This is a genomic window from Vibrio minamisatsumaniensis (genome assembly GCF_050337445.1).
Classification (GTDB): Bacteria; Pseudomonadota; Gammaproteobacteria; order Enterobacterales; family Vibrionaceae; genus Vibrio; species Vibrio artabrorum.
Map to the genome: position 1 here is coordinate 1 of NZ_JAKJSY010000026.1, position 26,743 is coordinate 26,743.

At 44.2% G+C, this 26,743-nt stretch carries 22 protein-coding genes; 9 read left to right on the plus strand and 13 right to left on the minus strand.

Translation table 11 applies throughout. The annotated features are described in order from the left end of the window. A partial coding sequence (locus L4B77_RS07550; protein ID WP_429749574.1) for a transposase occupies positions 1-140 on the minus strand: 140 nt, incomplete at its 3' end. A gap of 560 nt (positions 141-700) precedes the next feature. Between L4B77_RS07550 and L4B77_RS07555 the strand changes: the two genes are divergently transcribed. The 3 genes from L4B77_RS07555 (at position 701) to L4B77_RS07565 (ending at position 5,624) form a co-directional block, all read left to right on the plus strand. After that, complete coding sequence (locus tag L4B77_RS07555; protein WP_016788844.1) at positions 701-2,635, plus strand: PrkA family serine protein kinase; 1,935 nt, start codon at positions 701-703, stop codon at positions 2,633-2,635. Between the two features lie 143 nt (positions 2,636-2,778). Continuing rightward, positions 2,779-4,050, plus strand: coding sequence for a YeaH/YhbH family protein (locus tag L4B77_RS07560; protein ID WP_261837624.1), 1,272 nt, complete (start codon positions 2,779-2,781; stop codon positions 4,048-4,050). Between the two features lie 11 nt (positions 4,051-4,061). Beyond that, a complete protein-coding gene (locus tag L4B77_RS07565; protein ID WP_261837625.1) occupies positions 4,062-5,624 on the plus strand; it encodes a SpoVR family protein in 1,563 nt (520 codons plus the stop codon). 210 nt (positions 5,625-5,834) lie between these two features. Here the strand turns inward: L4B77_RS07565 and sohB are convergent, their stop codons facing one another. After that, positions 5,835-6,902: a protease SohB gene (gene sohB, locus L4B77_RS07570; RefSeq protein WP_372040119.1), complete on the minus strand. Its 1,068-nt coding sequence runs from the start codon at positions 6,900-6,902 to the stop codon at positions 5,835-5,837. Positions 6,903-7,039: 137 nt separating this feature from the next. Here sohB and L4B77_RS07575 point away from each other — a divergent pair, with 137 nt between their 5' ends. The 4 genes from L4B77_RS07575 to L4B77_RS07590 all read left to right on the plus strand — a co-directional run bounded on the left by L4B77_RS07575 (position 7,040) and on the right by L4B77_RS07590 (position 13,289). Continuing rightward, the gene (locus L4B77_RS07575) at positions 7,040-7,780 is read left to right on the plus strand and encodes a YciK family oxidoreductase (RefSeq protein WP_429749524.1); all 741 of its coding nucleotides are present in this window, start codon (positions 7,040-7,042) and stop codon (positions 7,778-7,780) included. A 155-nt stretch (positions 7,781-7,935) separates the two neighbouring features. Then, the gene (gene imuA, locus L4B77_RS07580; RefSeq protein WP_429749526.1) at positions 7,936-8,643 is read left to right on the plus strand and encodes a translesion DNA synthesis-associated protein ImuA; all 708 of its coding nucleotides are present in this window, start codon (positions 7,936-7,938) and stop codon (positions 8,641-8,643) included. Between the two features lie 3 nt (positions 8,644-8,646). Next, a complete protein-coding gene (locus tag L4B77_RS07585) occupies positions 8,647-10,104 on the plus strand; it encodes a Y-family DNA polymerase (RefSeq protein ID WP_429749528.1) in 1,458 nt (485 codons plus the stop codon). Positions 10,105-10,202: 98 nt separating this feature from the next. Next, a complete protein-coding gene (locus tag L4B77_RS07590) occupies positions 10,203-13,289 on the plus strand; it encodes an error-prone DNA polymerase (protein ID WP_429749530.1) in 3,087 nt (1,028 codons plus the stop codon). A gap of 127 nt (positions 13,290-13,416) precedes the next feature. On the opposite strand, the gene L4B77_RS07595 is transcribed toward L4B77_RS07590, so the two are convergent. Beyond that, positions 13,417-14,358 carry a chemotaxis protein CheV gene (locus L4B77_RS07595; protein ID WP_261837631.1) on the minus strand — a complete coding sequence of 314 codons (942 nt, stop codon included), beginning with the start codon at positions 14,356-14,358 and terminating at the stop codon, positions 13,417-13,419. 167 nt (positions 14,359-14,525) lie between these two features. After that, on the minus strand, positions 14,526-15,743 hold the full coding sequence (gene mlc / locus L4B77_RS07600) for a sugar metabolism global transcriptional regulator Mlc (RefSeq protein WP_429749532.1): 1,218 nt from the start codon (positions 15,741-15,743) through the stop codon (positions 14,526-14,528). A gap of 447 nt (positions 15,744-16,190) precedes the next feature. On the opposite strand from mlc, the gene pyk reads away from it, so the two are divergent. Next, positions 16,191-17,639: a pyruvate kinase gene (gene pyk / locus L4B77_RS07605; RefSeq protein WP_429749534.1), complete on the plus strand. Its 1,449-nt coding sequence runs from the start codon at positions 16,191-16,193 to the stop codon at positions 17,637-17,639. Between the two features lie 133 nt (positions 17,640-17,772). Here the strand turns inward: pyk and L4B77_RS07610 are convergent, their stop codons facing one another. Together L4B77_RS07610 and cydH are read right to left on the minus strand one after the other, a co-directional pair. After that, positions 17,773-18,987: a patatin-like phospholipase family protein gene (locus L4B77_RS07610; RefSeq protein ID WP_429749536.1), complete on the minus strand. Its 1,215-nt coding sequence runs from the start codon at positions 18,985-18,987 to the stop codon at positions 17,773-17,775. Between the two features lie 41 nt (positions 18,988-19,028). Continuing rightward, a complete protein-coding gene (cydH, locus tag L4B77_RS07615) occupies positions 19,029-19,118 on the minus strand; it encodes a cytochrome bd-I oxidase subunit CydH (RefSeq protein ID WP_372040129.1) in 90 nt (29 codons plus the stop codon). 145 nt (positions 19,119-19,263) lie between these two features. Here cydH and L4B77_RS07620 point away from each other — a divergent pair, with 145 nt between their 5' ends. Then, complete coding sequence (locus L4B77_RS07620) at positions 19,264-19,857, plus strand: porin family protein (RefSeq protein ID WP_429749538.1); 594 nt, start codon at positions 19,264-19,266, stop codon at positions 19,855-19,857. Positions 19,858-19,951: 94 nt separating this feature from the next. On the opposite strand, the gene L4B77_RS07625 is transcribed toward L4B77_RS07620, so the two are convergent. From L4B77_RS07625 to pabC, 7 genes are all read right to left on the minus strand, one after another. Then, the gene (locus L4B77_RS07625) at positions 19,952-20,356 is read right to left on the minus strand and encodes a hypothetical protein (RefSeq protein WP_372066028.1); all 405 of its coding nucleotides are present in this window, start codon (positions 20,354-20,356) and stop codon (positions 19,952-19,954) included. A 225-nt stretch (positions 20,357-20,581) separates the two neighbouring features. Next, positions 20,582-22,012 (minus strand): PTS glucose transporter subunit IIBC, encoded by a 1,431-nt coding sequence (gene ptsG / locus L4B77_RS07630; RefSeq protein WP_429749540.1) that lies wholly within the window; start codon positions 22,010-22,012, stop codon positions 20,582-20,584. A 443-nt stretch (positions 22,013-22,455) separates the two neighbouring features. Beyond that, a complete protein-coding gene (locus L4B77_RS07635; protein WP_429749542.1) occupies positions 22,456-23,223 on the minus strand; it encodes a TatD family hydrolase in 768 nt (255 codons plus the stop codon). Continuing rightward, positions 23,214-24,179: a DNA polymerase III subunit delta' gene (locus L4B77_RS07640; RefSeq protein ID WP_429749544.1), complete on the minus strand. Its 966-nt coding sequence runs from the start codon at positions 24,177-24,179 to the stop codon at positions 23,214-23,216. Before L4B77_RS07640 ends, L4B77_RS07635 begins: the two co-directional genes overlap by 10 nt. 5 nt (positions 24,180-24,184) lie before the next feature. Further along, positions 24,185-24,817, minus strand: a complete 633-nt coding sequence (gene tmk, locus L4B77_RS07645) for a dTMP kinase (RefSeq protein WP_372066038.1) — start codon at positions 24,815-24,817, stop codon at positions 24,185-24,187. A 10-nt stretch (positions 24,818-24,827) separates the two neighbouring features. Continuing rightward, positions 24,828-25,844 (minus strand): endolytic transglycosylase MltG, encoded by a 1,017-nt coding sequence (gene mltG / locus L4B77_RS07650; protein ID WP_429749546.1) that lies wholly within the window; start codon positions 25,842-25,844, stop codon positions 24,828-24,830. Then, a complete protein-coding gene (gene pabC, locus L4B77_RS07655) occupies positions 25,841-26,683 on the minus strand; it encodes an aminodeoxychorismate lyase (protein WP_372066041.1) in 843 nt (280 codons plus the stop codon). The genes mltG and pabC overlap by 4 nt, the downstream gene beginning before the upstream one ends. Between the last annotated feature and the right edge of the window lie 60 nt (positions 26,684-26,743).

Consider the following 26,743-nt stretch of genomic DNA (forward strand, 5'->3'; position numbering starts at 1 on the left):
GCTTTACGCCACCCATAAATTTGAGATTCATATAGCGAAAGCTGTCGTGCGGCAGCAGAGACACCGACTTTCTCTGCTAACTTAAGCGCTTCGGCTTTAAATTCAGGAGCATGTTTGATTCGTGTTTTCTTAGTTGTCATTGTTCACCTCGTTAGTGATTGTACTCACTTAACTCGGTGTCCAAAACTTCTGGTGCGGATCAGAATCGCCCTTTTTTTATTTGCTTTTTCACAACTAAAAGTCGTCAATCTCCCTAAGGGACGACGTTCATATTCTGAGCGTACCTTTGTCATGATCACGATTTCAATATCAACGTCAAAAACGGCCGCTTTAACCTACAAATTCCCCCTGAATGTCTACCTATATATACATCGCTTTTTTATGGTGAAGCGCATAATAGGCGCTTTCATGGCCTCCCCCAACAAACGCAATCTTCATTCAATACGTATAAATCCAGCGCGGGAATGAGAAAGCTTCTAAAAATCACAAAACAAACACCTGTTCACCTCGAATACAAAATAATTTCCTCCTACTCACCTCAAGTTGCCTATTGCTTTCATAAGCTTATTCACACGCAAAATTGTAAATAAATACATAATTGTTAAGCAAAATTGTGGAAGCGGGTCTAATCTTAAAAGGTAGGGAGAGCCTATTTTCAATCGCTCGTCAGTTTTGACTGGTTAACAAGGGGAATGTGACTATGAGTATTTTTGACCACTATCAATCACGTTATGAAGCAGCCAAGGAAGAAGAGCTAACATTGCAAGAGTTCTTAGGGCTGTGTAAAGACGATAAAAGTGCTTACGCGAATGCTGCCGAGCGCTTATTACTTGCCATTGGCGAACCGGAGGTCATTGACACCGCTCAAGACCCTCAACTGAGTCGTATTTTCTCGAACCGTGTCATCTCACGCTATAGCGAATTTAAAGATTTCTACGGCATGGAAGATGCGATTGAACAGATTGTTTCTTACTTAAAACATGCTGCGCAAGGTTTAGAAGAACGTAAACAAATCCTTTACCTACTTGGCCCTGTGGGCGGTGGTAAATCTTCTCTCGCTGAAAAGCTCAAAGCCCTGATGCAGAAACTACCCATCTATGTATTGTCTGCTGACGGTGAACGAAGCCCAGTAAACGATCACCCATTCTGTCTATTCGATGTTAACGAAGACGGCGACTTATTGAAGAACGAATATGGCATTGAAAAACGCTATCTTCGCTCAATTATGTCTCCGTGGGCCGCGAAACGTCTGCACGATTTTGGCGGTGATATTTCCAAATTTAAAGTCATCAAACTGCGCCCTTCTATTCTCGATCAAGTTGCGATCGCGAAAACAGAGCCCGGTGATGAAAACAACCAAGATATCTCGTCTCTGGTTGGTAAAGTTGATATTCGTAAACTTGAACACTTCTCTCAAGATGATCCTGATGCCTACAGCTACTCTGGTGCGCTATGTAAAGCCAACCAAGGTGTGATGGAATTCGTGGAGATGTTCAAGGCTCCAATCAAAGTATTACACCCTCTACTAACGGCAACGCAAGAAGGTAACTTCAACGGTACCGAAGGACTTTCAGCACTGCCATTTGACGGTATGATTCTCGCTCACTCGAACGAATCCGAGTGGCAGACCTTCCGTAACAACAAAAACAACGAAGCCTTCCTCGACCGTGTGTACATTGTAAAAGTCCCTTACTGTCTGCGCGTCTCTGAAGAAGTTAAGATCTACAAGAAACTGCTTGAACACAGTGAGCTATCCAAAGCCCCTTGTTCACCAAGCACACTCGATCTGCTATCGCAATTCAGCATCCTATCGAGGCTGAAAGAGCCTGAAAACTCTTCTCTGTTCTCAAAAATGCGCGTTTACGATGGTGAGACACTAAAAGACACCGATCCAAAAGCGAAGAGCTACCAAGAGTACCGAGATTATGCTGGCGTTGACGAAGGCATGTCTGGGCTATCAACGCGTTTCGCCTTTAAGATCCTATCTCGTGTGTTTAACTTCGACCAAGCCGAAGTGGCCGCGAACCCAGTACACCTGTTCTACGTGATTGAACAACAAATCGAACGTGAGCAGTTCCCTCAAGAGACCGCCGAAAAGTATCTAGAGTTCTTGAAAGGATACCTAGTGCCACGTTACGTCGAGTTCATCGGTAAAGAGATTCAAACCGCTTACCTAGAGTCTTACTCTGAGTACGGTCAGAATATCTTCGACCGCTATGTCACCTATGCCGATTTCTGGATTCAAGACCAAGAGTACCGCGATCCAGAAACAGGCCAGCTATTTGACCGTGCTTCTCTGAATGGTGAACTAGAGAAAATCGAGAAAACGGCCGGGATCAGTAACCCTAAAGACTTCCGAAATGAGATTGTGAACTTTGTGCTTCGTGCCAAAGCCAACAATAACGGTCAAAATCCAGTTTGGACGAGCTACGAGAAACTGCGCACTGTGATTGAGAAGAAAATGTTCTCTAACACAGAAGAGCTACTTCCTGTTATTTCGTTCAATGCTAAGACCTCAACGGATGATCAGAAAAAACATGACGACTTCGTTGCTCGTATGATGGAAAAAGGCTACACCGAGAAACAAGTGAGACTGCTATCCGAGTGGTACCTAAGAGTTCGTAAATCTTCATAACCAAACGGTATTGAGCTGCTCAATTGGGCAGCTCGTACCAACCAATAACTTTATACCCTAACGAACGAATAGCTCTAATAAACCGAATACTCTTATACCCTAACAAAAAGTAGCATCGCGACATCAGCTGAGAGGGAGTTCTTATGGCACAATTTATCGATCGGAGGCTCAATGGCAAAAATAAGAGTGCTGTGAATAGACAGCGTTTCTTACGACGCCATAAAGAGCAAATCAAAGAATCTGTGGCCGATGCAGTTAACCGACGCTCAATCACCAATACTGAAACGGGTGAAGACGTTACGATTCCCCATAAAGACATCAAAGAGCCAAGCTTTCACCAAGGTCAAGGTGGCGTAAGAGAACGCGTTCACCCAGGTAATGACCAGTTCATCACGGGCGATAAAATTGAACGCCCTAAAGGTGGCGGTCAAGGTGGTGGAGCAGGCCAAGGCGACGCAAGTCCTGATGGCGAAGGCCAAGACGAGTTTACCTTCCAAATTTCAAAAGATGAGTATCTTGATATTCTCTTTGAAGATTTAGCGCTACCGAATCTGGAGAAAAATCAAGTCAACAAGATCACCGAATGGAAAACACACCGCTCTGGTTACCAAAGTGCAGGGATTCCATCCAACATTGCGATTGTTCGTTCACTCCAGCAATCTTTGGCTCGTAGAACGGCAATGACAGCAGGTAAAAAGCGCGAACTTAACCGACTGATGGAGCAGCTTGACCAAGTTAAAATGACGGAGCCGGCACAACCCTTTGAAGAAGGTCGCCTCAAAGAAGAGATTGCCGAGTTACGTAAAAAGATTGAAAGCGTGCCGTTTATTGACACCTTCGACTTACGTTTTAAAAACTACGAAAAGCGCCCTATTCCATCTAGCCAAGCCGTGATGTTCTGTTTAATGGATGTGTCGGGCTCAATGGATCAGGCCACAAAAGATATTGCGAAGCGCTTTTATGTTCTTCTATATCTGTTCCTAAACCGCACCTATGAAAACGTCGATGTGGTGTTTATTCGTCACCATACTCAGGCGAAAGAAGTCGATGAACATGAGTTTTTCTACTCACAAGAAACGGGTGGCACCATTGTTTCCAGTGCCCTAAAACTGATGAAGGAAATTGTCGCAGACCGCTACCCCGCGAATGAGTGGAACATCTACGCAGCTCAAGCCTCTGATGGTGATAATTGGGCTGATGACTCTCCTCGTTGTAAAGAGCTACTGGTCAATACGCTTCTACCGACTTGCCAATATTACTCTTACATCGAGATCACGCGCCGTTCACACCAAACACTTTGGCATGAATACGAGAAGTTAGAAGCGAGCTTCGACAACTTCGCTATGAAGAACATTAAAACCGTGGATGATATTTTTCCTGTGTTTAGAGAACTGTTCCAGAAAGAGACAGCGTAAGGGGGCTTGCTATGACAACAAAATCGAACGTTGCAAAGAAAAACAAAGCAGCACTGAAGAAAAACGACAAGATGCTGCCTGATGGTCCAGATTGGACATTCAACCTCTTAGAGCGATATCACGTAGAAATTAAACGTGTGGCGCAACATTATCGTTTAGATACGTACCCGAACCAGATTGAAGTGATTACCTCCGAGCAAATGATGGATGCTTACTCAAGTATTGGTATGCCGATCAATTACAACCACTGGTCTTTCGGTAAAAAATTCATCCAGACAGAGCAAAACTACAAACATGGTCAAATGGGCTTGGCGTACGAAATCGTGATCAATTCCAATCCTTGTATCGCTTACTTAATGGAAGAAAATACGGTCACCATGCAGGCGCTGGTCATGGCTCACGCTTGTTACGGCCATAACTCTTTCTTTAAAGGCAATTACCTGTTCCAAACTTGGACTGACGCCAGTTCCATCATCGATTACCTGTTGTTCGCGAAAAAGTATATCAGTGGTTGTGAAGAGAAATATGGCGTCGCTGAGGTCGAGCAACTGCTTGATTCTTGCCATGCATTAATGAATTACGGCGTAGACCGATACAAACGCCCAGAAAAGATTTCCATTGCAGAAGAAACAGCAAGACAAGAAGAACGTGAAGCTTATCTGCAATCGCAAGTGAATGAGCTTTGGCGAACCGTTCCTCAAAACAAAAGTAAGGAAGAAGCAACGAAAGTTCGTTTCCCGAGTGAACCTCAAGAGAACATTCTCTACTTTATCGAGAAGAACGCACCACTGCTTGAACCTTGGCAACGTGAATGTGTTCGCATTGTTCGCAAGGTAAGCCAGTACTTCTACCCTCAGAAACAAACTCAAGTCATGAACGAAGGCTGGGCAACCTTCTGGCATTACACTATTCTGAACCACCTTTACGACGAAGGCTTAGTGAGTGATAAGTTCATCTTAGAATTCCTACACAGCCATACTAGCGTCGTCGCACAACCCGCCTACAACAGCCCTTATTTCAGTGGCATAAACCCTTATGCGCTTGGCTTTGCGATGTTTAAGGACATTCGACGTATCTGTGAAGAACCCACCGATGAAGACCGCGAGTGGTTCCCAGATCTGGCGGGAAGTGATTGGTTAGAAGCGGTGCACTTTGCGATGCACAACTTCAAAGATGAAAGCTTTATCAGCCAATACCTTTCTCCAAAGATCATTCGAGATTTTAAACTGTTCGCTGTGCTCGACGACGACCGCAAAAACACCATAGAGGTAAGTGCTATTCATGATGACCCGGGCTATCGCCTGATTCGTGAGAAGCTTGCCGCACAATACAATCTCAGTAATCTGGAACCGAATATTCAGGTGCTGAATGTCGATATTCGTGGTGATCGTTCAATGACGCTGCAATTTGTGCCTCATGACCGTATCCCGCTAGATAAAGGCTACGATGAAGTAATGAAACATCTCTATCGCTTATGGGGCTTTGATGTCATTTTAGAAGAGCTCAAAGATACGGGACATCGAGAAATTCTAACCACTTGCCCAAAACGTAATGACTATGGCTCTCAAATTTAAGACTAATTGCAGTAATATCAATCACCATAAGTGATTGGCAAAAGACTCCGCTCCCCCTACAACATAGTGGTCAACCCGCTCGGAAGTGGAGCAATAAAAAAGCGCATAAGTCTGATGACTTATGCGCTTTCTTTTTAAGGAACCAACGTCTTTAAATGGACGTGAGGCACTCAACCTAGAACTGGATACTAGAGCTAAAATTCAATAAGCTTAAACAATCGGCTTTTGGCCACGTTCAATCAGCTTCATCAGTACGCTGTCTGCAGATTTACCTGCCACACCCGCGAGTTTGTCTGACAATTTTTTCTTCTGTACATAGTGAATCGCAAGAACCGTTTTGTCCTGACATGCCGCTACGACTAAATCATCCGAAGTGCTGATCTCATCCACCAGCCCAAGTTCCAGTGCTTGCGTACCAAACCAATGCTCACCCGTTGCTACTTTTTCAAGATCGAGTGCTGGACGATGGTCACGAATAAAATCTTTGAATAGACCATGCGTCTCTTCTAGCTCTTCTTTAAACTTCTCACGTGCTTTATCGCTGTTCTCACCAAACATAGTCAGTGTGCGCTTATACTCACCCGCCGTTAACTGTTCGAACTCAATATCATGCTTTTTAAGCAATTTATTGAAGTTTGGCAGTTGAGCGATAACACCAATAGAGCCAACAATAGCAAAAGGGGCAGAGACAATTTTGTCTGCGATACATGCCATCATGTAACCACCACTCGCGGCTACTTTGTCTACCGAGATAGTCAGAGGCAAACCTGCCGCTTTGATGCGATCAAGTTGAGAAGACGCTAAACCATAGCCGTGAACCATGCCACCGCCAGACTCCAGCTTAAGCAAGACTTCATCGCCTTCACGAGCCACAGCCAGAACCGCCGTTACCTCTTCACGTAGAGAGGCCACTTCTTTCGCATCAATACTGCCATTAAAGTCGAGAACGAATAAGTGTGGTTCACGCTTGCTATCAAGTTCCCCCTCTTTCACGGCTTTCTTCACTGCTTTACCACGTGATTTTACTTTCTCTTTTTCCGCTTTCTTTTCTGCTTTATCACGGGCTTTGATGAAAGCATCATCGTGTAGATGGTGCTCTAATTGTTCAATCGTCTGTTTATGGTGCTCAGATAGGTTCGTGATTTCCAGCTCACCTTTAATCGCGCTTGATTTTCCACTCACAGATTTAGCGATCACTAAAATTGCGATGATGGCGATTACAACGGTCGCAATCTTGGCTAAAAACAAGCCGTAGTCCAACAAAAATTCCAATGTCATATCCCCTATTGTATGAATTAGTGTATTGTAACCGTCTTGTCACGATTACCAAGAGTTTCTCATCATTCCTGCGGTTATCTGTGTGATTAAACATCAATGGAATGACGAGCATAATAAAAGAAAGAAGGATAAGCACAGTGGATTACCCAATCTCTACAGATGCCCTCAAAGATAAAGTAATTTTGGTTACAGGTGCCGGTGCTGGCATTGGTCGCCAAGCAGCACTCAGCTTCGCTCAACATGGCGCAACTGTCATTCTGTTAGGTCGCAATGTTAAAAACCTTGAATTCATTTACGATGAAATCGAAAGCGCTGGTTACCCACAACCTGCGATTATCCCATTGGATTTAAAAGGTGCGACAAAGCAGAACTACATTGATATGGCTGAAACCATTGAATCACAGTTCGGTCGTTTAGACGGTCTACTTCATAATGCTGGCGTTCTCGGCACTCTGAGTCCGTTTGAGCAGATTGATGAAGAAACCTTTGATGATGTTATGCAGATCAATGTGAAATCTGAGTTCTTGATGACTCAAGCATTACTGCCTGCACTTAAGAAAGCAGAAGCGGGTCGCATCGTATTTACCTCTTCAACGGTTGGTCACTCTGGCCGCGCATTCTGGGGCACTTACGCGATTTCTAAGTTTGCTACCGAAGGTATGATGCAAATCCTAGCAGACGAGCTTGAAGACACTAACATCCGTGTTAACGCAATCAATCCGGGCGGCACTCAAACACGTATGCGTGCAAAAGCGTACCCAGGAGAAGATGCGAATAAGCTAAAAACGCCACTCGATATCATCCCGCTGTACCTACACTTAATGAACCCAAGTGTGACAGACATTCATGGCCAATGTATCGATGCTCAACCTAAGTAACTGATATCATTAACCAACAGTAAAAAGTCGCTTCTATAGCGGCTTTTTTTGTATCTAAATCAATCAACTAACACTTACTTCCTCTGATTTTCATCATTTTGCTTTGCATCTTTTTTATTGTTAAATATACTGTATAAATAAACAGGTATTTAATTATGCATGAACTCATAAAAAACTTACAAGACCGCCAGCTAATCTGGAAAGGGTTACAATCGACAACTCAAGGAAATACCACTCCGACAGGCTATCCGCAACTGGATAAACAGCTTGATGGTGGCTTCCCGACGCACGGCGTTATTGAGGTTGAATCACAACAAGGGATCGGTGAACTTCGCCTACTTACGCCCTATTTAGCGCAACAAAACCCACAAAAATTGGCCATATTTATAAACCCACCAGGGAAAATCTGTGCCGAGTTTTTTAGCAGCCAAGGCATTGAATTAGAGAACATTCTCGTTATCCAGCCCCAACGCGATCTCGATGCGTTGTGGGCAGCTGAGCAGTGCCTCAAAAGCGGCGCTTGTCACTCTGTATTGCTATGGGGAGCCGATCTAGAAATACACCAAACAAAGCGCTTACAAGCAGCAAGTGAAACTGGTAAATGCCTGCAGTTTCACTTTAAAGCCACCAGCCATAATCAGTTATCCCTACCCGTATCTTTAAGCATGAAACTGTCTTCTCACGCCCAAGGATTGAAGGTAGAGATAACAAAAAAAAAAGGCAGTTGGTCATATGGCAGTTTTATTCTAGACATGACACACAACTGGCCGTTACTCACAGAGAAAGTCGTTTATGAAGACAATTCAAACCGCACTTTGCCTGGTAACACTGTGCTGGCTTTTCCTATTGCGAAGCAAGGCTAGCGTATGTTGTGGCTTTATCTGCACTTTCCATCTTTGCAGTTGGATACCTTGTTTAACTCTAATGAGTTGGGTTCGAACGAAGACTCACGCGAGCAATCTATTATCATCGTGGATGAAAAAGATCATCGTGTACTGCAAGCTAACCCAGCCGCGCTGCAATCGGGGATTTCGCTTGGTATGGGCTTAGGGTCTGCAGCGGCGCTGTGCCACAACTTACACGTCCACCCTTACAGTATTAAGCTGGAGAAAAGTAAGCTCAAAGAGATCGCTCAATGGGCGTATCTCGTCACTTCTGATATGGCGTTAGTGCCACCGAATGGTTTGTTGATTAAAGCCTCTAACATGCTGTCACTTTACGATGGGCTAGATAACTACTGGCATGCACTCAAAAGTCACTTAGAAACGCTCAATATCCAGTTCAGCTTCGCTACGGGTTATTCGCCGCTTGCTGCGATCCTTTTAGGTAGGCAAGCGATCAATCAAATCACAAACAATGTTGAGCAGATGAAAGCTTGGGTCAATCAGCAAGCATTGAGCTCCAGTGAGCTACCGAGCAAACAAGTTGAACGCCTGAATCGTGTCGGTATCAATACCGTCGAAGACTTATTGAAACTGCCTTTGCAAGAGGTCGCACGCCGCTTTGACATCGACTTGGTGAATTATGTCGGTCGCCTTAACGGTCAGTTTAAGCACCCGATTGATTTCTATCACCCACCAGAGAATTTCCAGCAATATTTGGAGCTGTTGTTTGATATTGAAAACATCCTGTTCATCGAAAAGCCGTTACTGAAATTACTGAATCAACTCGAGTGTTTTTTGAAGCTACGCGACCGAGTGGCTTTCGAGTTAACGTTGACTTTACACCTAAGAGATAAAGACGATCACCCTATCTCTTTTTATTCGGCACAAGGGGATTACCTTGCTGGAAAATGGGCGAACCTGACCCATCTCACCTTAGAGTCACTCAAGCTCACAGCACCGGTTCAGGGCCTAACCCTCAGCTTGATTCGTCATGGAGAACCGCAAATGGCCTACCATGATCTTTTTGATGGTCATACCGGAACACTTGCCGCATTAGATTTGCTTTCACTGTTGCAAGCAAAGCTTGGCCAAGCCTGTATTCAAACACCGAAAATACAGCACGACCCAAGGCCAGAAAAGGCCAATCAGTACTCGCTCCCAACACTGAGTAAATCTGTGGCAAAAAAGCAAGCGCCCCAACAAACCATAGCTCTCAGCGTCCATCAACAACGACTCAGGCCCAGTATTTTACTGCCAGAGCCCGAAGCCTTAGCCGAAAACGTCACTTTATCTCAAGGCCCTGAGCGCATTGTGTCTGGCTGGTGGGATGGAGAGAAGATCATTCGTGACTACTTTATTGCTCACAGTGAAAATGGTCGCTGGCTATGGATCTGTAGAACGCCAGATAAGCAGTGGTTTTTACACGGTTTATTTAGCTAAGCAATACCGGGACTTCGTGAAAGCATCCGCTTCATAGAGTCAAACTCAACGCCCATGTTCAATCATATTGACTCGTCATGGTTAAGTGAGATTATGTTATGTCTCAGCAATATTCAGAACTCTTTTGCCAAAGTAATTACTCCTTTCTTGAGGGAGCCTCACACGCAGAGGAGCTTGTTTTACAGGCCGACTTCTTACGTTACAAAGCACTCGCGGTGACTGATGAGTGTTCGGTGGCGGGCATCGTTAAGGTTCACTCGGCAATCAAGCAACATAAACTGTCGCTCAAGCAAATTGTTGGAAGCATGTTTTGGCTCAATGAAGAGTGCCAAGTAGTGTTGTTATGTCCGAATAGAACGGCCTATGCCGAGCTGTGCCGTATTATTACCAACGCGAGGCGTCGTAGCAGCAAAGGGCATTATCAGCTCTCTGAGTGGGATATCATGTCGGCTAAGCACTGCTTCATTCTTTGGCTTCCTCAACAAAAAAATGAAGACGCACACTGGGGGCAATGGCTATCCCAGCATCACTCTGGTCGACTGTGGATCGGCTTACAACGACACCTAAAACAAACCGACCAGCAGTACACAGATTACTGCGTTAAGCTGTCACAACATCATCACCTACCGATAACGGCTTGCGGCGGTGTATTGATGCACAACGCGAATCGCTTACCCTTGCAGCACTCACTCACCGCAATTAAATACCAAAAACCCATCACCGAAGTAGGCTGTCACTTACTCGCTAATGCAGAACGTTGTTTACGAAGTATCAATAAGCTCTCTCATATTTTTAAAGCGGAGTGGCTAGAAGAGAGCAATCGCATCGCTGAGCTGTGTGAATTTGATTTAGATAGCCTGCGCTACGAATACCCAAGTGAACTGATTCCTCAAGGTGAGACACCCATGAGTTATCTGCGCAGGTTAGTCGAGAAAGGAAAACGGGCTCGCTTTCCACAAGGTGTGCCTGACGACATCCAACAAATCATAAATAAAGAATTGAGGCTAATTGGCGAGCTTGACTACCCTTTCTTTTTTCTCACCATTCACGACATCGTCATGTTTGCCAAAAGCCAAGGCATTCTTTACCAAGGACGAGGTTCCGCGGCTAATTCCGTTGTCTGTTACTGCTTAGAAATCACCTCTGTCGACCCAAGACAGATCTCAGTGCTGTTTGAGCGCTTCATCAGTAAAGAGCGTGATGAGCCGCCTGATATTGATGTCGATTTTGAACATGAACGTCGTGAAGAAGTGATCCAATACATCTATAAAAAATACGGTAGAGAACGGGCCGCGCTTGCTGCAACGGTCATCTCTTATCGCTTCAAAAGTGCGGTAAGAGATGTGGGGAAAGCATTAGGGCTACAAGAAACTCAGCTCGACTACTTCATCAAGAACACCAATCGCCGGGACAAAAGCCTAGGTTGGCAAGCTCAATTAACTCAATTGGGGCTACAGCCTGATTCGTTGAAGGGACAACAATTTATCCACTTGGTTAATGAAATCATCGGCTTCCCACGTCACCTATCTCAACATGTCGGCGGCTTTGTCATATCTTCAGGGCCTTTATATGAACTGGTTCCCGTCGAGAATACCGCGATGCACGACCGAACCATTATTCAGTGGGATAAGGATGATCTAGAAACCTTAGGCTTACTGAAAGTCGATGTACTCGCATTGGGCATGCTCTCTGCGATTCGTAAATGTTTCACTCTGATTAAACGCATTCATGGGCGTTCACTCACCATCGCGGAGATCACTCGCCTTAAAGACGATCCTCAAGTTTACGGCATGATTCAACAAGCGGACACAGTCGGAGTCTTCCAAATTGAGTCACGCGCGCAAATGAGCATGCTGCCAAGGCTTAAACCGAAGACTTATTACGACTTGGTGATTCAAATCGCTATCGTCCGCCCAGGTCCTATTCAGGGTGATATGGTGCATCCATTTCTCAAGCGTCGAGATGGCATTGAGCCAATCAGTTATCCATCTAAAGATGTGGAATCGGTACTGTCGCGCACCTTGGGGGTTCCTATCTTCCAAGAGCAAGTGATTAAACTCGCGATGGTAGCCGCAGGGTTCACAGGTGGAGAAGCGGATCAGCTCAGACGCGCAATGGCCGCTTGGAAAAAAAATGGCAACGTCTTTAAGTTTAAAAACAAACTCATCGAGGGAATGCAAAAGCGCGGCTATGAGACTGAGTTTGCCGAACAGATTTTTAAACAGATATGTGGCTTTGGCGAGTACGGTTTTCCTGAAAGCCACTCGGCTTCGTTTGCGGTGTTAGCGTATTGTTCTGCTTGGTTGAAATGTTACTACCCTGAATGTTTCTACGCTTCTCTGTTAAATAGCCAACCCATGGGCTTTTATAGCCCATCACAGTTGGTACAAGACGCCCAACGGCACAATGTGGTGGTTCTTCCGGTATGTGTGAACGCTTCACAAGATAACCACGTCGTCGTTGAACATCAGAAGAGATTAGCTATTCGCTTAGGGCTGCGACAAATCAAAGGATTCAGCGAGCATGGTATCCAATGTGTGCTCGCTAATCGCCCACCATCCGGTTATCGACACCCAAATCAAGTGAAACAGTTATCGATGAATAAGAAAGATATCGAGCTACTGGCATCGGCCAATGCGCTACATAACGTTTCTGGAGACCGCTTCCAGACTCGCTGGGCGATCATGGACTCAGTGTCTGATTTACCGCTGTTTAGCCAAGCCTATGAGGATGTTGAGGATGACGAACAGGTGCTGAACAAGCCCAATGAGATGCAAGATTTACTCGAAGACTTCACCAGTATCGGCCTGTCATTGAACAAGCATCCAATCACTTTGCTAGAAGAAGCGAACCAACTTGGTCGATTCACCCATATGCAAGATTTAAAACAACAAAGGCATCAATCTATGGTCACCGTCGTGGGATTAGTCACCGGTAAACAATCACCCGGCACAGCGGCAGGGGTCACCTTTGTCACACTAGAGGATAACACGGGCAATATTAACGTTGTGGTATGGGGATCCACCGCACGCGCACAGCAGCAAGCTTATCTCACCGCCAAGGCGTTAAAAGTACAAGGGATATTAGAAAAACAAGGCGAAGTCGTGCATGTTATTGCTGGGAAACTCATCGACATTACCGATAAAATTGTTGGCTTACACACCCAATCACGAGAGTTTCACTAGCTATTTGAATAGCCGATGGCATGAACGTCTGAACAAAAATACAAGATATAAAAAAGGAGACCTAAGCCTCCTATTTATGGAATGGTTAAACTGGAAATCAGCGTCAGTTTCCGTATAGAAACATGAACTATAGAAGCTGACGCATTCGCTCTTGAGTCACTTCAACCAAGAGATCGGGTTGGAATTTAGAAATAAAGCGGTTACAGCCAACTTTCTCAACCATAGCTTCATTAAAACTGCCGCTCAATGAAGTATTGAGCGTGATGAATAGATCGTGCATTCTTGGGTCAGAACGCACTTCATGGGTCAATTTATAACCATCCATTTCAGGCATTTCAGCATCCGTGATCATCAGCAGTATTTCTTGATTGATATCTTTGCCTTCATCACACCAGCCTTTAAGCAAGTTCAGAGCTTCTAAACCGTCGTAACATTCAATAATGTTCAAACCGAGTTGTGACAAGGTGCCCTTAATCTGGTTGCGCGCTGTTGAGGAATCATCAACAATCAGAACGTTACGTCCAACCATTTGGTGGGCTAACTGTTCGTCTAAAACACCTTCTGAAATAGAAACATCGTAATCAATAATCTCAGCCAGCACTTTTTCAACGTCGATAATTTCAACAATTTTGTGCTGTTCTTCTTCTTGAATGTGTGTAATAGCGGTTAGGTAATTCGCACGCCCAGTCGTTTTAGGTGGCGGCTGAATTTCAGTCCAAGTGGTATTAACGATATTGCGAACTTGTCCAACCAAAAAGCCTTGTACGCTTCGATTGTATTCTGTAATGATCAAATTGCTCTCTTGAGAATCCATTCGAGATGGCGGAAAACCAATCGCACTACGCAAATCAATAACAGGAACAGATTCACCGCGTAAAGAAGCCACTCCGGTAATATGATGGTGGGAGCCCGGTAAGCGAGTGAGTACTGGTACTTTTAGAACTTCTTTGACTTTGAATACGTTAATCGCAAATAGTTGACGACTATTTAAGCTGAATAACAAGAGTTCTAGGCGGTTTTCACCTACCAGTTTGGTTCTCTGATCAACCGAATTTAAAACCCCAGACATACAACACCTTAGTGACAAATAATAACTGCTGCTACAATACCCCACTTCAATAGGTTAAAGCAAAGTACCAATGTACAGAATACGTAAGCTCAGTATCGAGAACAATGCTATAAACAGTCTAAATACATGGGAAATGTACGATAAAACTCAAGTACAAGTAAAAGATATTAACCTTCAATCACCTTCATCAATAGTTGACCATCAAACAAGGCCTGCTTGATAAGAGCAGCTCCTGGCATGGTTGCCTGCTTATAAAAGCGAGATTCCACCAGCTCTAAATCTTGATGGTAAACCGACAAACTCTGCTCTTCGATACACTGTTGAATCGCTGGGTATAAGACACTCTTTGCTTGATTGATTACGCCGCCAACTAAGATTTTCTCTGGGTTGAAAAGGTTAATCACAATCGCAATCGCAGAGCCTAGGTAACGGCCTAGTTGTTCAATCACTTCGACAGCCAGCGGATCTCCATCAGCAGCGGCAGCGCAGATCTGTTCAATAGTGACATCTTCAAAGACCGCTAGTGTTGATTCTTCGCCATTGTCCAGTCGCTCTTTGACTTGCTCACGGATTGCCTGAGAACTCGCGACCGTTTCTAAACAGCCTCGGTTACCACAGTGACAAAGTTTGCCCTGCCTATCGATCTGAATATGACCCAATTCACCGATGTTGCCGTGACGCCCTTGTAGGACACGACCATCAAGAATGATCCCGGCACCTAAACCATGGTGAATCGAGATAAGAACAGAGTTGTCGTTGTCTTGTGAGTTACCAAACAGCTTTTCTGCCAAGGCCCAAGCTCGGGTATCATTAGCAATAAAGACTGGCAAACCCGTTTCTTTGTAGATCTCCGGACCCAACGCTAAATTCTCCACGTTGTAATGCGGCATCTGCAACACAATCCCTTGCTCTGAATTGACAAGGCCAGGCAGTGTGATAGCGATGCTCGTCACCCGGTCAAGCTGCTCAGAATACGTTTGGAAAAACTCATCAATCTCATGAAGAAGACGCGCAAGCACATCATCTTGGTCACGTTCGTGAATGTCGATTTTGGTATCGATAAGCACATCGCCCCCCAATTCATGGAGTGCGATAGTCAAATATCCACGACCAAGACGCATGGAAAGAAACTGCCAACCTTCATTGTTAGTTTGTAAGCCGACAGCAGGACGCCCACGCGTCGTCACTTCTTGGACTGTCGTTTCGTGAATGAGGTGAGCTTCAATGAGTTCACGGGTAATTTTAGTAATACTCGCAGGAGCCAACTCACTTTGCTTGGACAAATCAATACGAGAAATAGGACCTTTAAGGTCAATTAGTTTATATACACGACCAGCATTGACCTGTTTGATATGATCAATATGGCCTAGTTGAGCCATGTACATTTTATGCTCCAGAAATCATCAACAGGGTAATTTTTTTACTTTGCGAAGTAATTGTGAAGTCACTTGGCATATCGCCGTGACCAGTATCACGTATATACATGAATCTTTGCGTATCTAGTCAAATAGTTAAAGGCAAATTAATAACCATATCGATAATTTGAGACTTAATTTTTATAAAAAAAGATCACATTTAATAAATAATGGCCGAAGATTCTCCCAAAAATAATCCTCATGGAGGTGCTGTAACGGCACGAGAGCTTGAGCAAAATGACAAACCATTTCCATTATAAATTTGACGCTAATATTCATCCACGAGTCACCCCATTTATTTCTATATTTACGGAATAAATGTAGGAATATCTTCCTAGCGCCCAATAAATGATCCATTAATGCATATACTTAATTCTGTCTAAACAAGATTTTCTACGTCTCAACTTCGGAGCATTCATGACAAAAGAGTTAAGAAAAACAAAAATCGTCGCCACTTTAGGACCCTCAACCGATAAAGGAAACGTGCTTGAAGAGATCATCAAAGCCGGGGTTAATATTGTCCGCATGAACTTCTCTCATGGCACCAGCGACGACCATATTCAACGCGCTAAAAAAGTTCGGGCAATCGCAAAAAAATTCGCTATTCAAATCGCAATACTTGGCGACTTACAAGGCCCTAAGATTCGTGTGTCGACATTCAAAGATGGCAAAATCCAACTTGCCGTCGGTGATCGGTTTACTCTCGACAGTAGCCTAGGTTTGGGCGAAGGCAACCAACAAGCCGTCGGCCTTGATTATAAAGAACTGCCTAACGACGTATCCGCCGGCGATATCCTGTTGCTGGATGATGGTCGTGTTCAACTGAAAGTAACCAAAGTGGAAGGCTGTCGCGTTCATACCGAAGTCATCATTGGTGGCCCACTGTCGAATAACAAAGGGATTAACAAGAAAGGCGGTGGACTGTCTGCTGAGGCGATCACAGACAAAGACAAGCAAGACATCATCACAGCCGCGCAAATTCAAGTCGACTATCTAGCTGTATCGTTCCCACGAAATAGTCAAGACATGCACTACGCTCGTCAGCTCGCACGAGATGCGGGTTTAGAAGCACATCTCGTGGCCAAAGTAGAGCGAGCAGAGACAGTCGCGACTGTTGAGAACATGGATGACATCATAATGGCCTCAGATGTGGTCATGGTGGCCCGTGGAGACCTCGGCGTGGAAATTGGCGACCCTGAGTTAGTCGGTGTACAAAAACAGCTTATACGCAGTGCTAGAGCACATAACCGAACGGTGATCACCGCGACTCAAATGATGGAATCGATGATTTCAGCCCCCATGCCAACTCGTGCCGAAGTCATGGATGTGGCCAACGCTGTATTAGATGGCACCGATGCTGTGATGCTGTCAGGGGAAACCGCAGCAGGTGACTACCCAGTTGAAACCGTAAAATCAATGGCTGAAGTGTGTATTGGCGCAGAGAAAATGGCCGGTATTAACCATCAATCCAATTACCGTATTGACCGAACGTTTATTACCGCAGAAGAAACGGTCTCGATGGCGACGGTATACTCTGCGAACCATATGGAAGGCATCAAAGGTATTGTCGCTCTCACCGAGTCAGGGCGAACGGCACTAATGATGTCCCGCCTAAGCGCTGATATGCCTATCTACGCCTTGTCTCGTAACGAAGGAACTCTTAACCGTTGTACTCTGTACCGAGGCGTAACACCTATCTATTTTGAGACAGAGGCCAAAGATAGTTTTGATATAGCACTATCGACGCTCGCTTGTCTAAAAGAACAAGGGCACCTTAAATTTGGTGACCTCGTGATCATCACTCAAGGTGATATTATGGATGTTGCCGGTTCAACCAACTGCATGAGAATCTTACCTGTCACCTAATTTTTACCTTTAGACTCTCGCGACTAAATTCAGAGATGGCATAGAGAAAACAACAAAGGAGTATCGAACCCAGTTCTATACTCTTTTTTAATTTCAGAATATTGTTCGCGTTATCAACAATCAACGACGAGTGTTATTTATCCGCTGCATTAACCATCAACTGCGACATATATGAACTGCGAGCGTTCTCTGTTGAAGTGTAGGTTTCAACAAAGCGGTAACCCGCCTCTAACCCCAATTGGTAATCATGCAGCAAATCTTCTTTGTCACTCATTAATGAACTCGATTTAAGCGGTTGGCTAGGCGCAATCTGAACCACAAACGCATCATCGGGAGGAGAGTTCAGGAAATTCTGAGTGAGTGAGTAAGTTTGATAATGGACCATCAATATATCAGCCAAACCTGAGTCAAATTTATCACCAATCAAATGACTTAAGCGGTAAATATCATCGGCACCAAATAACCATCGTCCACCGTTTAACAGATCCAAATGCCCACGGTCACACTTCTGCTCTTTTGAGCGCATAATTTGTTGTTGAAAGAAAGAGGTCCAGTCGGTTTTCCACTGTTCCATTTTTTGTTGCCAATGACCTTGAACACTGTCGAAAGATTCGCGGAACCATTGCAGTTCTTCGGCAGATATCGGTTTAAGCGCTTTGACTGTAGATCCCTTGGTTGGTGCTTCAACCAAATGACCATTGCCTTCCTCAACCACAGGCTCAGTGCGAATCACCACAATAGAACGAGCTTGACGGCGCCAAGCTTCTTGCACTGGAATAGCAGCCGAAACACCGCCGTCTACATAAGCACCATTACCAATCAAGATTTCGTCGTTATATAGACGAGGTATGGCGCACGTTGCAATCATCACCTTATACCAATCGTCACCGAGCAAAGGAAAATAATGATCTTGAAGATCTTTCGAGTCTGTTACCGCCGCAAAAAGTTGGCGATCCCCCAGCGTTTGCCTACCTAGGTCAAGATCAAGTTTGTATGGATACGCCATGATCTGTTCCAACGCCCATTCTAACCCTAAGTTCTTACGGTGTCGTATGTAAGAGAACAAGTTAAAGAATTCTGGGGCTGTGGTGAGGTCAAGCACAAAAGAACGACCTAAGCCTTTATCACGACACAGATAAGCGCACAAATTCAACGCGCCTGCGGAAGTACCAAAAAATTCGTCGAAGGGATCAAAATTAGAAAGAAGAAAGGCATCGAGCACTCCAGAAGTAAAAATACTTCTCTGTCCGCCACCTTGAGCGACCAGCGCTGTTTTTCCAGCAATAAACTTAGCGTAATAATCCAAGTCTATTGCTGTATCAATATTGGTTATAGTCCCACTATTCATGATTCCCTGAGTATAAAACCCAGCCTCGCAATAGATGATTGTTAACTACCAATCGCCATAAAGCCAAATGAAAGAATAATTACGTAGATAAACGCGGTTATTAGTAGGGCATTTTTCAGATTATGTTCCATAGACACCTCTGGCTTATTATTAATTCATCAAGTCTCTATTTAAGTACTATCAGGTGTGTGAAGTATCTTCAAGATTCGTCGAAATTAGTCGCACAATATTGATGTAACCATCACACTTAATAAGTGTATGGATAAGGATATACTCATGAATAACAAAGTAAATATGATGGCGCTAATGACACTTTTCTCTGTTTCAAGCGCAGATGCGGCACCGGAAATCATCATAACCCCTATGGTGGGTTACACCGGCGGTGGCAGTGTTGAAGACCAGGATGGTAAAACCTATGACATGAAAGCGTCGGAAAACTTCACCTTCTCGATTGAAACACCACTACAAAAAGGACGAGTTGGTCTTTTCTATTCCAATCAAAGCTCAGAGTTAAAAACGTTGAATCTTAGCTCTTCAATCCAATACCTGCACTTTCAAAGCAGCATCGACTACCCCGCTTCGTCCGCATTGTCTGGTTATTTTGGATTAGGTATTGGAGCGTCTTACGTCGATGTGGATTGGGCAAAAGATAAATATGGCTTTTCAACGTCGATCTTTGGAGGATTAGAATACAAGTTTAGCGACCGCTTAGCGATCAATACCCAAGTGCGTTGGTTAGGCACGGTGGTGGATAACGATACAACGGGGGTGTGTAACCTCCCCAGTAATGGTCAAGACTGCATTATTCGTTTTGATACCGACTGGATGAACCAATTCCAGGCGAATATCGGATTAAGTTTTACTTTCTAAATAAAGATACGCGCTGAAAACATAAAAAAGCCAACGGATTTGAACTGACCCCCAATTGCTGGCTTTTCTCTATGCCCTGTTTTTCAGTTCAACCTTAGAACTTATAGGTCACGCCTAGAGCACCACCTAGCTGTAGCTCAACACCTCTGTACATGTCGAGTTCAGGGTGGAACTGTGCGTAAGCATTCCACCCTTCATAGAAATTCACTTTCACACCTAACGGAACTCTTAGACCAAAATCATCATTCCACTCTGCCCATGCACCTGCGCCAACATACCAGCTCAAAGGCGCTTCTGTCTCAAACTGACCACGCTTCCAGATGTAATCAAACGCAGCACCGTCATTACCAACGGTGACACGGTATTGTTGATCCAACTCAACAACGACACTCAGGTCTTGATCAACGGCGAGACCAACTTCTAACGCTGGAGCTTCAGAAGCATGAGCGAACGAGGTAAGGCCGCAGCATATAAGGCCAATCATGTAACGATGTTTCATAGTATTCTCAAACAGTTTCAAAAAGCGCTAGGTTAATTAAAAACCAACGCTATTTGTCATCACAAAGTTAAAGATAATCGGCATCAGAATTTCATTGAACAGCCATCAATATCTGAGCGAACGATAACAGATTGGGTTAGAAGGGAACAAACTTAAAAAACTTTCATAGTACAAAAACAAAAAAGGAGGCCTTTCGGCCTCCTTGGTATTCATTGAATCAGTGAATTAACCGTTATTACGGATCCACTCATCCATGTCTGTCTTAAGGTTGTCAGACTTAGTACCGAAGATAGCTTGCACACCACCAGCTACTGTTACGACACCAGCAGCACCGAGTTTCTTCAGCTTATCTTGGTCAACAATCGCGGTGTCAGCAACGGCGACACGTAGACGAGTGATACAAGCGTCAAGGCCTGTAATGTTCGCTTTGCCACCGAATGCAGCCACTAGCTCACCAGCCAGTTCTGTACCCGTTGCAACGATGTCATCTTCAGACTCATCTTCGCGACCAGGAGTTTTAAGGTCCATCGCTTTGATCACAGTGCGGAATACAATGTAGTAAATAGCAGCGTAACCAATACCACATACAATCATCAGACCCATTTTCTGAGCGTTGCCAGAAAGAACTAGGAAGTCGATAAGACCGTGTGAGAACGAAGTACCGTGAACAAAACCTAAAGTGTTCGCAAGAACGTATGCTGAACCCGCTAATAGAGCGTGGACTGCGTACAGTACTGGAGCAACGAATAGGAATGAGAACTCGATTGGTTCAGTAATACCCGTTAGGAATGAAGTCAACGCAGCAGAAGCCATGATGCCCATTACTTTAACGCGGTTTTCAGGCTTAGCTGAATGTGCAATTGCGATTGCAGCAGCAGGTAGACCGAACATCTTGAACATGTAACCGCCCGCTAGCTGACCGAAGCCATTACCCGCAGCACGAGATGCGTCATCAGCAACAAGGTAACAAGTCAAAACACCGTGTTGAGTTTCACCAGCAGCGTTAACACAAGTACCAGCTTCGAAGAAGAAAGGTACGTTCCAAACGTGATGAAGACCAAATGGAATCAGTGAACGTTCAACGACACCGTAGATACCAAATGCCACTTGTGGGTTTTGGTGTGCAGCCCAATCAGAGAACGCAGAAATAGCGCCGCCAATAGGTGGCCATACAACAGAAAGTAAGATAGCTAAACCAATCGCAGCAAAACCTGTGATGATTGGCACAGCACGCTTACCAGCGAAGAAGCCAAGGTATTCTGGTAGTTGAATACGGAAGAAACGGTTGAATGCCCAAGCAGCAACACCACCGACTAGGATACCACCTAGTACACCAGTATCGATTTTATCAACGCCCATGATACCTGCCATTACGCCAAGTGTCGCAGTCATGATGCCGTAACCAACGATAGCAGCTAGACCCGCTACACCGTCGTTGTTAGTAAAGCCAAGCGCTACACCTACTGCAAACAGTAGTGCCATTTGGCTGAATACTGAACCACCCGCTTGTTCCATTAGGTTCGAAACAATCTCTGGAATAAAACTTAGGTGGGCAGCACCAACACCTAGCAAAATACCCGCAACTGGTAAAACTGATACTGGTAGCATCAGTGATTTACCAACTTTTTGCAGGTTAGCAAAAAGGTTCTTAAACATGTTTATGCTCCTGATAAAGAAAAATAATTATATGGGTTCTAACGGCACACCCCCGTAGCCTATATGTTAGCACCCTGTGAAAATGTAACCATGTGTTGCATTATATTTTCTGCCGCTAAATATATATTGATGAGGAACTAACTTTCTAGTCACTTACGAAATTTTGTTTCAAAACACGTCTTGGATCACATGTCAAATATAGAAATGCAATGGTTTGCAAAATTTTAAGCTATTGATATATAAGGATAATTTAATTAATTCATATTATTTTACTGAGTAAATAAAATAGGCACCAATGWTATTTTTAGTAACAAAATTACAAATGTTGCAATTAGTGCTCTCAAGTTCAACATATTTGGTAAACATCAAAAAAAAATGCGATTTTGATGATCAAAAACACAAAAAGGGAGCGCAAGCCCCCTTTTAACTGTTTCATTAGTTTTTTATCGCAAAAAAAGTTTTTGATAGTTTTTGGTCGTTTGTTCAGCAACCTCTTTCATCGACAGACCTTTCAATTGCGCAATGTAGGCCGCCACTTCTACGACATATGCAGGTTGATTCTGTTTTCCGCGATATGGAATGGGAGCTAAGTATGGAGAATCCGTCTCGATCAATAACCGTTCTAACGGTAAAGTCTTAACAACCTCTTTAAGCTCTATGGCTTGTTTGAAGGTTACAATCCCCGATATTGAGATATAAAAACCTAATTCCATTGCTGCTTCAGCGAATGCTTGATCTTCGGTAAAGCAGTGAATCACACCACCACACTTCTCTGCTCCGCCATCACGTAAAATCGCTAATGTGTCTTCACGCGCTTTACGAGTATGGATGATCAAAGGCTTATTAAGATCGACAGCTAACGCGACATGCTGCGTAAATCGCAGTTGCTGCAACTCAGCCGTCTCCGGTTGGTAGTGATAATCTAAACCTGTTTCACCAATCGCCACTACTTTAGGGTGGCTCGCGTATTCACGCATTCTGTCTAAACAGAAATCACTTTCTACGTCGAGAGGGTGAACACCACAAGAAGCGTTAACGTTATCGAACGGCGAGATCATCTCAAGCATATTTTCGAATGAATCGAGTGTCACACCAACAGACAGCAATTGGTCTACGTTGGCTGCCTTGGCCTTATTAACCACGTCTTCTACGCTGGTGTGTAAACCTTGATAATCCAGTTTGTCTAAATGACAGTGGGAATCTACGAACATGTTTCCTCGCAAGCAGCAATCAGCCAATTTATTATGAGTAGCTCCGTATTGAGCCCTGGGTGTTGTTTTAACTGCTCAATCAATATCAGCAATTTTTTCGAGGCTACATAAGCACTTTGATAAGACATTACTTCAGAGAGCGCTTCCGCACTTGGTGTGATAGCACGATTAACCAAACCAAAATGCAACTTCTGCACATCAGAGAGCAAATGCCACAACCAACCAAGTTGAGTCAAAGGGTCTTTACTCAGCTCAGTAGAGAATTGCATCATATCCAGTTGAGTGCCTTTGATAACATTCAAAAAGCCATCGAGCACTTTAGTTGAGCCATCAACACCGCCTTGTTCAAACATAACTTTGGCTTTCAAAGGCGCGTTGTCATTGAGAGCTAAAATATACGGCGGAATCGCTTTATCCACTTCTTTATCTAACCATGCAGAACCCACATCTAACTGCGGACTGACTACTTTAAATTGCTGACAGCGGCTAAGGATCGTGGGCATTAAGCGATGGCTATTACGCGTCGAAAGAATAAAGATACAGTGACTCGCCGGCTCTTCCAGTGTTTTCAAAAGCGCATTCGATGCCGATTCATTCATCGCTTCAGCAGGATCAAGCAAAATAACACGCAAGCCACCTAACTGAGACGACTGTTGAGCCCAGCGGTTGCTAGCACGCACTTGATCGACCGTAATCGACTTACCTTCTTTCTCGGGTGAAAGTACATGAAAATCAGGATGACTGCCTGATTTCATCAATTCGCAACTGTGACAAAATCCACATGATTCACTTTCATAGTTCGTGCACATTAATGCAGCGGTAAGTTGACTAATCAGTGCATCAACACCAAGCCCTTCCGGCGCATTAACAATCACAGAATTAGGAAAACGCCCAGCATCAAGACTTTTTTTCCACTCACTCCATATCGGCGTGAGCCAAGAATACACTTCAGCCATACTACCTACTGTTTGTTGAGCCAAGTCGTCAGCGCTTGTTTAATATCAGCAGCCACTTGCTCTATCTCTTGTTGTGCGTTAATCACAAGAACCGTTGAATCTTGTCCTGCAATTTCAAGATAACGCTCACGTGTACGATCGAAGAATGAGATATCCATCCTTTCTATTCTATCGAGCTCACCACGACCTCGAGCACGCTCTAATCCAACTCTAGGGTCTAAGTCCAAGTATAGAGTGAGATCGGGCTTAAAATCGCCTAGTGTCGTCGCTTTAAGAGATTCCATTGTAGAGCGAGCGATCTGACGGCCGCCGCCTTGATACGCCTGAGAAGACATATCGTGGCGGTCACCTAAGACCCACTGACCACTCTCTAAAGCCGGCTTAATGACATTCTCTACCAATTGAACTCGTGCTGCATACATCAGCAGTAGCTCAGTCATGTCTTGAAGCTTTTCGCCTTCGTGCTCTTCTTTGACCAATGAACGCATTTTTTCCGCCAAGACAGTACCACCGGGCTCACGTGTATTAACGATATCTTCAACACCCGCTGCTTTTAATGTCTCAACAATGGCATTGATTGCTGTGCTTTTCCCTGCACCTTCAAGGCCTTCAACAACGATAAATTTCGACTGATTCATAATGTGTTCTTTATTTGTTTTTTCTTAATTGTTTTAAATAAGCCCGTACTGCACGATTGTGCTCTGCCAAACTCTTTGAAAATACGTGACCACCGGTTCCACTCGCAACGAAATACAAGTAGTTACTCTTTTCCGGATTCAACGCCGCATGAATAGAGGCTCTACCAGCCATAGCAATAGGCGTGGGTGGTAAACCACGTATCGTGTATGTGTTATAAGGCGTTGGTGTGCGTAGATCTTGCTTTCGAATATTGCCTTTGTAACTGTCGCTCATACCATAAATAACCGTCGGGTCAGTTTGCAGACGCATCCGCTTATTCAAACGATTAACGAAGACTGATGAAACCCGCTCACGCTCTGAAGCCACTGCCGTTTCTTTTTCGATGATAGACGCAAGAATAAGAGCTTCATAAGGTGTTTTAAGTGTGTGCTTATCCGCTCTATTTTCCCACGTTTTATTGACCACATTCATGAGGTCTCGATGTGCGCGTTTCAGTAAATCTAAATCCGTTGTGCCGTAGGTATAGTGATACGTTTCAGCTAAGAAAAGACCTTCTAGCTTTTCATTTTCAATACCAAGTTTTTGAGCAATCTCTTTTTCCGAGACACCGTTTAGCGTTTGTTTGATGAATTCGTTATCTTTCATCTGCGCGAGCCACTCTTTGAATCGACTGCCTTCAACAAACGTAATAGTAAATTGATGTTCTTTTCCTTTCACGAGCACACGTAATGCTTGTTCTAAGGTTATACCCGGTTCAAGCAGAAATGTACCCGCTTTTACGTCTACAAGCTCTGGGTGCAATTTGCGAATAAGTTTCTCGTAAGGAGAAGCCTCAAACAGACCCTCATGAATTAACTGCGCAAGAACACGATTAAAGCTACTACCGGAAGCAACCGTCACGACTTGTGGCTCTTCTAATTGAATAATTTGTTTCAGATTATCTTGTGCTTGATTGTAAACATAATAACCAGCAGCACCGGCTGCGATTAGGCACAAGAAAATGAAAATGAATAACTTTTTGATCACGAGTTTAATTGTCCTTGAAGGCTTCGAGTAACGGATCCAATGGTAAATTGGGTGTTACTAATACGGGTAACTGGGGCAACCCCTAAAATTGAGTTGGTAATGAAAACTTCATCAGCTTGCATGAGTTGAGATAAGCTGTAATCACCAATAGTAACGGAAAGTTCAGCTTGATTCAGTGCGGTTAACACTTGCTTACGCATCACCCCAGCAACGCCACTTTGTGTCAGTTGTGGGGTGTGAATAGTCTGCCCCTTTCGCCAAAACAAATTAGCCATAGTGGTTTCAATCACGTTACCTGAAATATCAAGCACAACACCATCCGTTTCACCAGCTTGGTCCATTTCATCTTTCATCAAGATCTGCTCAAGGCGATTATTATGCTTATGGCCAGCAAGCAACGGACTCAAGCCCAGCGCTTGTTGGCAGATGCCGAGTTCGATACCAGACTCATGCCACTCTGAATAATGGTTAGGGAATTCAAACGTGCTAATGGTTATCGTAGGCTTAGCGATATTCTTCGTACTATAACCCCGACCACCAGCACCTCGGCTAACGTGAAGCTTTATCCCTGCTTTTTCATTTTGAGTCGTGTTTGGATGATGGGAATGATTGTGTTGGATATATTGAAGTGCACTATCGAGCCAGACATTAATCGTATCCCAATCAAGACCAGAAATACGCAATGCTATTAGAGCTTCATCGACGCGATGCTGATGATCGCGAAAATACTGAATTTGACCACCTCGAACAAGCATTGTCGTAAAACAGCCGTCTCCGTACTGAAACGAACGATCCAATATGTCGACTGTTTGCTGGCTTTCACCATTAACCCAAAACATGTTTTGCCCCATAAAAAGAAACGGCTCAATGCTAAAGCATCAAGCCGTTTAAAAACAAGT

What these genes read in the sequence shown, in the direction of transcription:
- L4B77_RS07555 (WP_016788844.1), top strand. Translation starts at nt 701, where the DNA reads ATGAGTATTTTTGACCACTATCAATCACGTTATGAAGCAGCCAAGGAA.
- L4B77_RS07560 (WP_261837624.1), top strand. Translation starts at nt 2,779, where the DNA reads ATGGCACAATTTATCGATCGGAGGCTCAATGGCAAAAATAAGAGTGCT.
- L4B77_RS07565 (WP_261837625.1), top strand. Translation starts at nt 4,062, where the DNA reads ATGACAACAAAATCGAACGTTGCAAAGAAAAACAAAGCAGCACTGAAG.
- sohB (WP_372040119.1), bottom strand. Translation starts at nt 6,902, where the DNA reads ATGACATTGGAATTTTTGTTGGACTACGGCTTGTTTTTAGCCAAGATT.
- imuA (WP_429749526.1), top strand. Translation starts at nt 7,936, where the DNA reads ATGCATGAACTCATAAAAAACTTACAAGACCGCCAGCTAATCTGGAAA.
- L4B77_RS07585 (WP_429749528.1), top strand. Translation starts at nt 8,647, where the DNA reads ATGTTGTGGCTTTATCTGCACTTTCCATCTTTGCAGTTGGATACCTTG.
- L4B77_RS07590 (WP_429749530.1), top strand. Translation starts at nt 10,203, where the DNA reads ATGTCTCAGCAATATTCAGAACTCTTTTGCCAAAGTAATTACTCCTTT.
- L4B77_RS07595 (WP_261837631.1), bottom strand. Translation starts at nt 14,358, where the DNA reads ATGTCTGGGGTTTTAAATTCGGTTGATCAGAGAACCAAACTGGTAGGT.
- mlc (WP_429749532.1), bottom strand. Translation starts at nt 15,743, where the DNA reads ATGTACATGGCTCAACTAGGCCATATTGATCATATCAAACAGGTCAAT.
- pyk (WP_429749534.1), top strand. Translation starts at nt 16,191, where the DNA reads ATGACAAAAGAGTTAAGAAAAACAAAAATCGTCGCCACTTTAGGACCC.
- L4B77_RS07610 (WP_429749536.1), bottom strand. Translation starts at nt 18,987, where the DNA reads ATGAATAGTGGGACTATAACCAATATTGATACAGCAATAGACTTGGAT.
- cydH (WP_372040129.1), bottom strand. Translation starts at nt 19,118, where the DNA reads ATGGAACATAATCTGAAAAATGCCCTACTAATAACCGCGTTTATCTAC.
- L4B77_RS07620 (WP_429749538.1), top strand. Translation starts at nt 19,264, where the DNA reads ATGAATAACAAAGTAAATATGATGGCGCTAATGACACTTTTCTCTGTT.
- L4B77_RS07625 (WP_372066028.1), bottom strand. Translation starts at nt 20,356, where the DNA reads ATGAAACATCGTTACATGATTGGCCTTATATGCTGCGGCCTTACCTCG.
- ptsG (WP_429749540.1), bottom strand. Translation starts at nt 22,012, where the DNA reads ATGTTTAAGAACCTTTTTGCTAACCTGCAAAAAGTTGGTAAATCACTG.
- L4B77_RS07635 (WP_429749542.1), bottom strand. Translation starts at nt 23,223, where the DNA reads ATGTTCGTAGATTCCCACTGTCATTTAGACAAACTGGATTATCAAGGT.
- L4B77_RS07640 (WP_429749544.1), bottom strand. Translation starts at nt 24,179, where the DNA reads ATGGCTGAAGTGTATTCTTGGCTCACGCCGATATGGAGTGAGTGGAAA.
- tmk (WP_372066038.1), bottom strand. Translation starts at nt 24,817, where the DNA reads ATGAATCAGTCGAAATTTATCGTTGTTGAAGGCCTTGAAGGTGCAGGG.
- pabC (WP_372066041.1), bottom strand. Translation starts at nt 26,683, where the DNA reads ATGTTTTGGGTTAATGGTGAAAGCCAGCAAACAGTCGACATATTGGAT.